Annotated in this window: 10 protein-coding genes and 1 pseudogene; all 11 read right to left on the reverse strand. The window is 61.8% G+C overall.

The window, feature by feature from the left end; translation table 11 throughout:
• Window positions 1–147, reverse strand: a pseudogene (locus tag LKD37_RS15340) (dTDP-4-dehydrorhamnose reductase); the annotation flags it as partial.
• A gap of 17 nt (window positions 148–164) precedes the next feature.
• On the reverse strand, window positions 165–1,286 hold the full coding sequence (locus LKD37_RS15345; protein WP_302929973.1) for an acyltransferase family protein: 1,122 nt from the start codon (window positions 1,284–1,286) through the stop codon (window positions 165–167).
• Between the two features lie 3 nt (window positions 1,287–1,289).
• Window positions 1,290–2,309, reverse strand: coding sequence for a dTDP-glucose 4,6-dehydratase (rfbB, locus tag LKD37_RS15350; RefSeq protein ID WP_302929974.1), 1,020 nt, complete (start codon window positions 2,307–2,309; stop codon window positions 1,290–1,292).
• Between the two features lie 3 nt (window positions 2,310–2,312).
• Window positions 2,313–2,870, reverse strand: coding sequence for a dTDP-4-dehydrorhamnose 3,5-epimerase (rfbC, locus tag LKD37_RS15355; RefSeq protein WP_302929975.1), 558 nt, complete (start codon window positions 2,868–2,870; stop codon window positions 2,313–2,315).
• Window positions 2,871–2,882: 12 nt separating this feature from the next.
• Window positions 2,883–3,767, reverse strand: coding sequence for a glucose-1-phosphate thymidylyltransferase RfbA (gene rfbA, locus LKD37_RS15360; RefSeq protein ID WP_302929976.1), 885 nt, complete (start codon window positions 3,765–3,767; stop codon window positions 2,883–2,885).
• Window positions 3,764–4,621 (reverse strand): LicD family protein, encoded by an 858-nt coding sequence (locus LKD37_RS15365; RefSeq protein WP_302929977.1) that lies wholly within the window; start codon window positions 4,619–4,621, stop codon window positions 3,764–3,766. The genes rfbA and LKD37_RS15365 overlap by 4 nt, the downstream gene beginning before the upstream one ends.
• Window positions 4,622–4,717: 96 nt before the next feature.
• Window positions 4,718–6,154, reverse strand: a complete 1,437-nt coding sequence (locus tag LKD37_RS15370) for an oligosaccharide flippase family protein (RefSeq protein ID WP_302929978.1) — start codon at window positions 6,152–6,154, stop codon at window positions 4,718–4,720.
• A 28-nt stretch (window positions 6,155–6,182) separates the two neighbouring features.
• Window positions 6,183–7,583 (reverse strand): O-antigen ligase family protein, encoded by a 1,401-nt coding sequence (locus LKD37_RS15375; protein ID WP_302929979.1) that lies wholly within the window; start codon window positions 7,581–7,583, stop codon window positions 6,183–6,185.
• A gap of 5 nt (window positions 7,584–7,588) precedes the next feature.
• On the reverse strand, window positions 7,589–8,521 hold the full coding sequence (locus tag LKD37_RS15380) for a glycosyltransferase family 2 protein (RefSeq protein ID WP_302929980.1): 933 nt from the start codon (window positions 8,519–8,521) through the stop codon (window positions 7,589–7,591).
• A 10-nt stretch (window positions 8,522–8,531) separates the two neighbouring features.
• Window positions 8,532–9,656 (reverse strand): glycosyltransferase, encoded by a 1,125-nt coding sequence (locus LKD37_RS15385; RefSeq protein WP_302929981.1) that lies wholly within the window; start codon window positions 9,654–9,656, stop codon window positions 8,532–8,534.
• The gene (locus tag LKD37_RS15390) at window positions 9,656–11,014 is read right to left on the reverse strand and encodes a sugar transferase (RefSeq protein ID WP_302929982.1); all 1,359 of its coding nucleotides are present in this window, start codon (window positions 11,012–11,014) and stop codon (window positions 9,656–9,658) included. The genes LKD37_RS15385 and LKD37_RS15390 overlap by 1 nt, the downstream gene beginning before the upstream one ends.
• Window positions 11,015–11,345: the final 331 nt, after the last annotated feature.

Genomic DNA, 11,345 nt, shown 5'->3' on the forward strand with positions numbered 1-11,345 from the left:
GGGCAGCCCCGTCCCGGCGGCGCCGTCGGCGATGCCGCTGTATACCGGGGCAATGTCGCTGCCCACGCCCTGATGGCCCCGGCGGGCCAGCTCGTTCATGACGTCGTGGCCCAGCTGACCGCCCACGCCCGTTACCAATACCTTCATTGCTTGTAACCTCCTCGTTACAGATACTTGACCGCCTTGCAGATGGGCCGCTCTTTTCCCCAGCGCCCGGTCATGGCGGCTTTGACCTTCTCTTTGCACCAGACCAGTGCAGCCTCAATAAGCATCAGCACCGCGAACTCCGCCAGCATCATCAGAAAATACGGCGCCGTCGGCGTCTGTGCCAGGTAAAAACGCTTGCCCAGCATCACCAGCTCCGGCGCGATCTGCCAGGGCAGATGCGTGGCCATCAGGAACATGGAGTGCCTGCCGCACCAGATCAGGGGCCTCAAGGATATGCGGGCCTCCAGCCAGCGCAGCAGTTCCAGAACGGCCACGGAACCCAACACACCGTTGAGATAGAACACCGGAGCAAAGGCCCCCAGCTTAAAGGAGTTGAAATCCAGGTCCGGACTCAGCAGCGACAGGCCCAGATTCACCGCCAGCAGGACCGCCAGCACCGGCAGCCTTCCCAGCCGCTGCGGCTTCCCCCGCCGGTAAAGCAGATACCCGCACAGCATGAACCAAAAGCCGCTGACGCTCTTGGCCAAAACAATAAACAGATTGCGCACCACCTGCACCCACAGGCGATCCGCCCCGGGAATATCCATTCCCTGATAGAAATAGCCGATGACGCACAGGATAGCCGGCGCCAGGACACACACCAGTATGCGCTTGGCGGCAGACCAGCCCTCCGGCCGCACCGCCGCAAACAGCAGCTCGGCGATCAGCAGCGTAGGCAGAAACCACAGGGTGGCAACACCCCGCAGCGTCACCGTCAGGATCACGTCCCCCTTCAGGGCCGCCAGTCTGCTGCCGCCGTGTATGGTGAGAAAAGCCAAGTGCGCCAGAATCGCCAGAGCCGAAAACACGCCATAGGGGATCACCAGGGAATACCAGCGTTTTTTCATCACCTGCGCACAGGAATCCCTCTGGCCCCGCTCCCCATAGCGGTATGCCTTCAGCAGGCCCACCACCACATAGAACACAGCGATCTTGAAGGAGGAAAACCATACGGAGCTGGTGCTCCACAGGTAGTCCATGTGGCCCCAGATGATGGCCAGCATGCCCAGGCCCTTTGCCGCGTCCACAAAGCCCAGGTGCGTCTGCCCCATCCGGACTTCTACTGCCTGCTGCTCCATGGCTCAGCGATTGCCGTACATTTTCTCGTAATAGTCCTGATACTCGCCGGAGATGATGGTCTCCCACCACTCCCGGTGATTCAGGTACCAGTCGATGGTCTTTTTGATGCCGTCGGCGAACTTGGTCTCCGGCAGCCAGCCCAGCTCGTTGTGGATCTTGGTGGGGTCGATGGCATAGCGCATATCGTGGCCCTTCCGATCCGCCACATGGACGATGAGGCTCTCGGGCTTGCCCAGCTCCTTGCAGATCAGCTTCACAATATCGATGTTGCGCATCTCGTTGTGGCCGCCCACGTTGTACACCTCGCCTACCCGGCCCTTATGGATGATCAGGTCGATGGCCCGGCAGTGATCCTCCACATACAGCCAGTCGCGGACGTTCAGGCCCTCGCCGTACACCGGCAGGGGCTTGTCGTTCAGGGCGTTGGCGATCATCAGGGGGATCAGCTTCTCGGGGAAGTGGTAGGGCCCGTAGTTATTGGAGCAGCGGCTGATGGACACCGGCAGGCCATAGGTCCGGTGATACGCCTGCACCAGCAGGTCGGCGGACGCCTTGGAACTGGAGTAGGGGCTGGAGGTGTGGATAGGCGTCTCCTCGGTGAAGAACAGGTCCGGCCGGTCCAGGGGCAGGTCGCCGTACACCTCGTCGGTGGACACCTGGTGATAGCGCTGGATGCCGTACTTGCGGCAGGCGTCCATCATGGTGGCGGTGCCGATGATGTTGGTCTGCAAAAACACACCGGGATCCTCGATGGAGCGGTCCACATGGCTCTCGGCGGCGAAGTTCACCACCATGTCCGGGTGCTCCTCCTCAAACAGCTTGTAAACGGCCTCCCGGTCGCAGATATCCGCCTTCACAAAGCGGAAGTTGGGGTTGTCCATCACGGGGGCCAGGGTGGACAGGTTCCCCGCGTAGGTCAGCTTGTCCAGGCACACGATGCGGTAGTCGGGGTGCTCCTTGAGCATATGGAACACAAAGTTGCTGCCGATAAAGCCGGCGCCGCCGGTAACGATAATGGTCATGGCTCACTCGTCCTTTCCGTACACGAAGTTGCAGTCGCTGTCCGCCAGCAGGGGGGCGTTCTTGTCCTTGTCGGACAGGATCGGATCCGTCACGCCCCAGTCCACGCCGATGGCGGGGTCGTCAAAGCGGATGGACCGGTCGCTGGGGTGGTCGTACAGGTTGTCCGCCTTATAGCAGAAGTCCACGTCGTCCGTCAGGGTCACGAACCCGTGGCCGAAGCCCCGGGGAATGTAGAACTGGCGCTTGTTCTCGGCGCTGAGCTCCACGGATACCCACTGCAGATAGGTGGGGGACCCCTTCCGCAGGTCCACCGCAACGTCCATCACGGCGCCCCGCACCACCCGGACGATCTTGGCCTGGGCCATGGGGTCCTGCTGGAAGTGGATGCCCCGCAGGGTCCCCTTCTTGGCGGTGAAGCTCTCGTTGTCCTGCATGGGCGCAAAATGCAGGGATTCATACTTGGGCTGGGACCAGGTCTCCATGAACCAGCCCCGGTGATCGCCGAACACGTCCGGCTTGATGATCTTTACCTCGGGAATTTTCGTATCCAGAATTTTCATACAGGCCACCTATCAATAACGAATTTTGCCCTCGGCCACGTGCATCAGATGCTGGCCGTAGGGGGACTTGCCATAGCGCTGGGCGGACTGGAGCAGGGTCTCCCGGTCGATCCAGCCCTCGTTGAAGGCGATCTCCTCCAGGGCCGCGATCTGGGAGCCCTGGCGGGTCTCGATGGTGCGCACAAAGTCCGCCGCATCCACCAGGGAGTCCATGGTGCCGGTGTCCAGCCAGGCATAGCCCCGCCCCAGCAGCTGCACGTTCAGGGTGCCGTCCTCCAGATAGAAGCGGTTCAGGTCGGTGATCTCCAGCTCGCCCCGGGCGCTGGGCTTCACCCGCTTGGCCATGTCCACCACCCGGTTGTCGTAGAAGTACAGCCCCGTGATGCAGTAGTTGCTCTTGGGATGCTGGGGCTTCTCCTCCACGGAGATGACCTTTCCGGTTTCGTCGAACTCCACGATGCCGAAGCGCTCGGGGTCGTTGACGTAGTAGCCGAAAATACTGGCCCGGCCCTGCTGTGCGTCCGCCGCCGCCTGCTTCAGGCGGGCCCGGAAGCCGCTGCCGTAGAAAATGTTGTCGCCCAGCACCATGGCGCAGCAGTCGTCGCCGATGAACTCCTCGCCCAGCAGAAATGCCTGAGCCAGGCCGTCGGGAGAGGGCTGCACCTTGTAGCTCAGATGAATGCCGAACTGGCTGCCATCCCCCAGCAGGCGCTCAAAATTGGGCAGGTCCGTGGGGGTGGAGATGATGAGGATATCCCGGATCCCCGCCAGCATCAGAGTAGACAGCGGATAGTAGATCATGGGCTTGTCATACACCGGCAGCAGCTGCTTGCTGGTGACCATGGTCAGGGGATACAGGCGCGTGCCGGCTCCGCCGGCCAAAACGATACCTTTCATGAAATGGCTCCTTCCTTATGTTCCTCCGACGGCCCTTGTTCCTTGGGCCATACGGTGTAAAAATGCTGCCCGATCCGCTGTTCCGGCGGCGGGGGCGTCATGTAATCGCCATAGGTATGGCGCAGTATCCGGTCATATCCGGCGGGAATGGGGAACTCCCCGTCCTCAAAGGGGACGTACAGCGTTTTTTCCAGGTCCTCCCGCGGGTACACGATGTTCCAGTTGGTATCCCACATGGTGCAGCCCACATACCGGCAGTTTTCATAGTCCTTCTGCCGGGCCCAGGCCTCGATGCGGTGGATGTAATGGGCGCTTCCGTGGAGCCGGGCCCAGGCAAAGCCCGCCAGCTTGGCGGGGGTGTGAAGCCAGCCCCGGCGGCTGGGGGTGAACCGGTCGGCGGCGCAGCAGTTGATGAATTTCACGTCCCGCATGGGCTGCTGCACCCAGGCCCTGGCCTCCTCCTCGGTGTTTCCGCAGCCGTCCAGCGGATAAATGTCCACAAACAGTCCCAGGCCGTAATCCCGGATGCCCTGGTACTTCACCCGGTAGCGGGTGTCGCTGAACCGGGCGATGGGGTACACATACTGTGGGTTGTCGTCCACGGTCATCAGCTGCATGGGCTGAAGCTCCTGCCGGTGCCGGCGGCAATATTCCACCAGCCTGTCAAAATCCGGCCGGGGCATGGCCACGTCCAGGTCGTCATCCCAGGGAATGAAGCCCTTGTGGCGGATGGCCCCGATCAGCGTGCCGTAAAACAGGAAATACCGCAGTCCCTGCTCCCGGCAGATGCCGTCCAATTTCTTGAGAATGTTCAGAGCTCCCTCCTGCATTTGCCGAAGCGTCAGTTCCTCCACTTATCTCACTCCTATCCGTTATTTCGTAACTTCTCTTATATTTCCGTCCCGGGACAGGGCGGGATGTCCCGCAAAACCCGGGGTTTTGTCCCGATTTCAGGCCGATTTCCGGCGGAACACCGCAAGGGTCCGGGCCACCTGGTCCCGGTGGCGGAGAGCCCACAGCGCGCACACGCCCAGAAGGGCCGCCAGCAGTCCCATCCGGATCCAGAACAGGTCCGTCAGGGCCACCGTCACCAGCGACACCACCGACACGATCCCCAGCCAGAGGAACTGCTGGAGGATATCATACACCATGCCCTTGTGGACCCACCAGGACAGGGCCACATGCAGCAGGTAATACAGCAGGTAGCAGGCCACGGTGGTGTAGGCCGCCGCCACATAGCCGAAGGCCGGAATGAACACGGCGTTGAGCAGAATGTTCATACCCGCCGCCAGCATGGTGCCCAGGGCGATGAGCTTGGTTTTCTTATAGTAATACTCCACCGAGGAGGGCAGGGTATACAAAAACGCGTAGTACATGGACAGCACGATGGGCATGGTCACGTAGCGGCTGTCGCTGTATTTGGAGCCGCCGGCAATGAGGATGACCTCCGGAGAGATTAGTGCCAGGGCCATGGCCCCGATGGACACGAAGATCACATAGGCCGAGGCGGCCCGGCGGATGGCCGGGTACTCCCGGGCCTTCATCTTTTCAAAGAACCAGGGTGCCCAGGCGGTGTCCATGGAGTTGGTGATGACCTGGAAGATCATGCCCACGTTATAGGCAAAGCTGTAAAGCCCGGCCTCGGTGCTGCCGATGATGGACTTGATCATAATGCGGTCAAACTGGTTCAGCAGCAGCTGGCTCAGGCCGTGGGGCACCGTGGGCAGGCTGATGGCCATGCCGTAGCGCCAGTATTCCCGGCTGATGCGGGGGCGGTCCTTCCGCCACAGGCGGATCACCACATAGATGCCCACCAGCACCGCGGGGATCAGGGTGCCCAGGATGCGGCCCAGGTATCCCTGGCCCCGGCAGAGGGTCAGGATCAGCAGCACGGAGCCGCCGATGCCGGCCACGGCATACACCAGGCTCAGTACCAGGTACTCCTTATACTTATAGTCCACCGAAAGGACGGAGTTGTAGAAGGTCAGCATGGCCATGCCGAAGCTCTCCAGCACGATCAGCGCCGGAAGATACGGCTGCTCCAGGCTCAGGGACCGGGCCAGCGGCGCGGCAAACACCAGACTCAATGCCAGCAGCAGCAGGGAGTTGCCGATGACCAGCAGGGTCACGGAGGAGCAGTAGGAACCGGTGAGGTCCACATAATCCAGCTTTGCGTTGCGGACGCTGGTGTGGAGGGTGAAGCCCGCCAGCACCGTCATGATCATCACATAGGAGCTGAAGGTGCTGTAAATGCCGAAGTCCTCCACCGTCATCAGCCGGGCAAACAGGGGGATGGCCAGGAAGGACAAGCCCTTCACCAGCATATTGCCCACCGTGTAGCCAAGTCCGGCCTTCAGGGCTTTTTTTCCGCTTGATTCATTCGCCATGGGAAAAACATCTCCTGTTGCGTGGGATTCAGATGCTGTGCTCCTCTAAAGCCGTGGGCACCGACAGGGTGACGGCGTACCAGGCGATGCCCAGCACAGCGTTCATCCAGGGGTTGAACCAGGTGACGATCCAGAAGGTGCACAGGCCGCAGACCACGGCCGCCCCCTCCGGGCACTCCCGCAGCAGCTCCCGCCGCCGCAGGCACCAGACCACCACATAGCCAAAGGGCAGCATGTACAGCAGCAGACCCACGACACCCGTCCGGGCCAGCATGTCCAGATAGAAATACTCGTCCACGCCCTTGTCGCGGTTGGCCGCCGACGCGCCCAGGCCGCAGCCGATGATGGGACTGCGCTGAATGTAGACATTCAGGCTGTCCTTGGTCTCCTGCCGCAGCTGGTCGGACTTCTCGGTGACCTCGATATAGGAGCGCTGGCTGTCCATCTCGCCGTCGTCGGGGGAATCGCCGGGGTCCTCGCCCCGAAGCTGGGACCGCAGCTGGGAGGCCCAGGAGGTGGGAACCTCCCTGCCGATGGTGCGGGACACGGCAAAGCTCAGATAGCTGCCCTCCAGGGCAAACTCCTGCACCGTGACCAGCACGCCGAAGCACACCACGGCAGCCAGCAGAAACGCCAGCGTCCGCTTGCGGCCCTCCGGGCACAGCACCAGCACCGCGATGATGCTGACCAGGGCCGTCAGCCCCAAAGCTCCGTACAGGGAGCGGGTATAGCTCAACAGCAGGGCGTTGAACAGCAGGGCCACCGCCAGCACATAGCGCCAGCGGAGCTTGGGGGCCCGGGCCTGACGGAACAGGGCCACCACACAGCCCACGATCATATAGGGGCTGCTTTTGAAGAACACACGGACCAGCCGCGCCGACACCACGTCCACGATGCCTACGGTGCGCTCGTTCAGCCACCGGCACAGAGGGGCAGGGTCGTCCATCAGCACCACGGCGGCGTTCACCGCCAGGATCAGGGCCGCCTGGATCACCGCGCCGGCCAGGACCCAGCTTAAAAGCACCCGCAGGCGCTGCCGCGACCGGACCGTGGCCACCAGCACAGGCACCAGGAACAGCCACATGAAGCCCTTGATGTCCGTCAGCAGCACGTCCATGCGGTTTTCCGCCCGGACGCCCCGCCAGGCGCAGAAAGCCAGCCAGGCCACGAAGGCCAGGGTCAGCCAGACGGCGGGCTTTTTCAGGTATGCACCCAGATGCCGGAAAAGCTCCGGCAGGGCCAGCACAGCGGCCAGGCCCCCCAGCAGAATGCGGATGCTGACAGGTCCAGCCTCCCAATAGCGGCCGCCGCCGGTGATGCTGCACTCCAGCAGGAACAGGCACAAGATTCCGAAGGAGAGCTGGCTGCACCGCTGGGTAAAGGTACCCCGCCGGAACTCCTCCGTTATGTTACGGATTCGATTTTGCAAAAGATTCACCACCAAAGAATTTGTCCGATACGGCGGTTCAGGCCGTACTTCCACAGGCCCCGCCGCCGGTAAAGGGCCAGCCGGGCCAGTTTTCCCTTTTCGGGGGCGGCGGCATAGTCCGCCAGCAGGGCCTGCTGATCCGGGGTCAGCTCCTGACGATAGCAGGAGCGGAAGGCCCCGGCCTGTCGGGCCGTATCCACCAGGGAACGGCGCACCGCGCCGCCCTTCAGCTTCTGCAGCACATAGCCCGCCGAGCGGGGATCCTTGGCCCCCACCACGTTGCCGCCGTGCTGGCGGTAGTCAATGGTGGCGCGGTCCAGGAACACGGCACGGCCCATGGCGGCGGCGATCAGCGCCAGCCACCAGTCGTGCATCAGCATATCCCCCTCCCCCACCGGGCGGCAGGCAAGCCGGGCCAGGGAGCGGTTGATCATCATGGTGCAGCCGGTGACCACATTCTGCACCAGCAGCTGCTCCAGCGCCAGACGATGGCCGTCCAGGCCGGAATAGTGCTGGAAGGAGGGGTCCATCTCATGCAGCTGGCCGTCCACCACCCGCAGGTCCGTGTGGACCAGCACCGGCAGGGCCGGGTCCGTCTCCGCCTGCTCCATGAGCCGGAGGGTCAGGCGCACCTTGTCCGGGTGCCACACGTCGTCCTGGTCGCTGAACATGATGCAGTCGGCCTGGCCCCCGAACTGCTCCAGCAGGTGCATGAAGTGCTTCTGGGCGCTGCCGAACCGGCGGCCGGAACGATAATGCGTTATTTTATCCGGATATTTATCGGCGTATTCCTGCAAAATGGGGGCGGTATCCTCCCCATCGTCCGACAGGATCAGCCTCCAACCCCCCACGTCCTGCGCCAGGATGGAGTCCACCATGGGCCGGATAAACCGGCCGCCCTTGTAGGCAGCCAGCAGGATCAATATCTGTTTTTCCACGGTCGTATCCTCACACAATGCCCTGCAGCAGGGCGGCATATCGGGCCTGCACCACCGGCAGGTCAAAGTTCTCGTCAAAGACCCGGCGGACGTTCTTACGCATGCGCAGACAGTCCTCCACCGTCATGGCGGCCACCCGGGCCGCCGTGTCTTCCCCCACGTTGAGGCCCACCTGTTCCCGGTCCACCAGCTCGGCGGTGTCGGCGGGAATGTTGTTGAGAATGGGCAGGTCGTGGCGGAAATAGTCCACGGACTTCATGGTCAGGCCCACGCACACGTCGGGCTTCATCAGGTTGAAGCCGAAGTGGCAGCGGCTCATGACCTCGTGCTTCCGGCTCTCGTCAAACACCACGCCCAGCCAGTCCACCTCCGCCCCGGCGTCACGCAGGGCCTGGAGCAGCTGAGGGCACTTCTCGCCGTCGCCGATGACATGGACGGTGACGGGCTTCAGCCGGGCCAATTGGGCCGTCAGATCGGCGATGGCGTCGACGTTCACCACGTTATTGATGGCCCCCAGGTAGCACAGGTCCAGTCCGTCGGAGCGCAGATGGGCCTCCGGCGTCTGGTTCGGGTCGCGGCGGGAGGCCAGGTAGATGGCGTTTTCCTCCGGCAGACCCAGCTTGCGGCAGAACAGCCTGCACTCGGGGATCACCCGGTCCGCGGCGGAGAGGTTCTTATCCCGCAGACCGGCCCACACGGAAAAGGGCAGGGCCAGCAGGCGCTTCATGGAGCCGGAGGGGAAGGTCTCCGGCCACATGTCGAAAATCTCGAAGATCAGCCTGGTTTCCGGGTGCCGGGCCTTGAAGCGGGCGGCATAATGGGCCAGGTAGTTGGGGGGCAGCTGGGCCACCACCACATCCGGAGGGTCCTGCTCCAGCTCCCGGAACACCAGGCGGGCAAAGTCCCGATGGGACAAAATCCGGGACAGGGACAGGTTTTTCTGATAGGGCCGCACGTGGATCTGGCGGCAGCCGGGGACCGTGCAGCGGAACACCTTTTTGGAGGTGTGGTCAAAGTCGCTGGTGTAGTACACCGTCTCGTAGCCCAGGGACCTGAGATAGCCGTCGATGACGTAGAGGCGGTGGTTATAGTGGTCGGAGCAGCTGAGCAGCACGGCGCGCTTTGTGGTATGCATTACGGTTTTTCCTCCGTTTTCTTGTCCTCGAAGGCCTCGGTGCTCTCCTCCGGCGTCAGCAATACCAGAGCCGTCCGCAGGATCAGCTTCAGGTCCAGCCAGACGCTGTACTGCTGGATATAGGCCAGGTCCATGATGAGCTTGTCCCGGGGCGAGGTGTTGTATTTGCCGTAAATCTGGGCAAGGCCGGTGAGCCCCGCCTTCGCCCGCAGGCGATAGCGGAACTCCGGCAGGTCGTCGGTATATTTTTCCACGTTTTCCAGCATCTCGGGCCGGGGGCCCACAATGCTCATGTCGCTTTTAAGGACGTTGATCAGCTGGGGCAGCTCGTCGATGCGGAATTTGCGGATGATGCGGCCCACCTTGGTGATGCGGTCGTCATCCTTCTTGGCGGAGACGTGGATGCTGCCGTCCTGGGCCCGCATGGAGCGGAATTTGTACACCTCGAACACCCGGCCGCCGTAGGTGGCGCGCTTCTGGCGGTAGAACACCGGGCCGCCGTCCTCCAGGCGGATGGCCAGGGCCGTTGCCAGCAGGATGGGGGAGGTCAGCACCAGGCCCACCACGGACACCAGGATATCCCCCAGACGCTTGACGATGCGCTCCTCGAACCGCAGTTCACGGACCGGGCAGTACATCATGGTCTTGTCGTCGAACATGACCCGCTCCCCGGCCATGGCCACCACGTCGGACATCTCCAGGCTGTAGTACAGGTCCTTGCGGGTCTGGTAGCAGTATTCCACCAGGTCGGTGCGCTCCCGGACGGAGAGCTCATACAGGAACACGGCGTCGGCGTGGTCCACGCAGGTCAGCAGGTCCGGCTGGTCCAGCCAGGCCACCTGCTGGATGTTGTACTGCTTTTTATAGCGGCCCACTTTTTTGATCAGGTCCTCGATGCACTCGCCCCGGCGGGCCACCATCAGGCAGCGCTGGGGCTTGTTGACCTTGAAGTACAGGTCGTTGCCGCCGTAGGCCATGATGATCACCAGGGCCACCTGCAGCATATAGACCGCCAGCAGCAGCAGCGGGCACTCATACACAAAGCGTCCCCCGTGGATGACGGTGGTATTCATGATGCACAGCAGGAAGTGCGTCACCAGGTCCGTCAGCAGCAGCGTCAGGGCCATGGAGAACACGATGGGCTTGCTTTTACGCTTTCCGATGTCGAAGCCGCCGTAGACCTTGGTCATCAGGATGTAGACCACCACAAAGGCCACCGCCGTGACGCCCAGGGTGCGGCTGGGGCGCAGAAGGAAGAAATATTCCAGTCCGAACAGGCCGAAAAAGCAGGCGGCACACAGCAGAAAGGCCAGCAGCTTCATTAAAAAGGTAACAGACGATTTGAATCTTCTCAGCATAACAAAAATCCTTTTCCGGTTATCCTTTGACAAGTCCGTTCATTATAGCAGGTTCAGCACAAAAAATCAACCTTTTCCGCGCTATTTGAGCGGTCTGGTAATTTGTATTCGCTCATGATGCAGTATGCCCGGTTTTGATAGAGCTCTGATAGGCACACTTTTCATAATTATCTATTATACAGATCCATCTCTGGGAATGGTGAAAAAACTTTGAACAAATTATGAAATCCGAAAAAAAATTACATAAACGCGCGAAAAAAAGCGGACATCCGAAGATGTCCGCTTGTGTTGGCGCTACCTATTTTTCCGGGCCGTCTCCAGCCAAGTATCG

Origin of the sequence: Brotocaccenecus cirricatena (assembly GCF_020687045.1) — a bacterium.
Taxonomy (GTDB): domain Bacteria; phylum Bacillota; class Clostridia; order Oscillospirales; family Oscillospiraceae; genus Vescimonas; species Vescimonas cirricatena.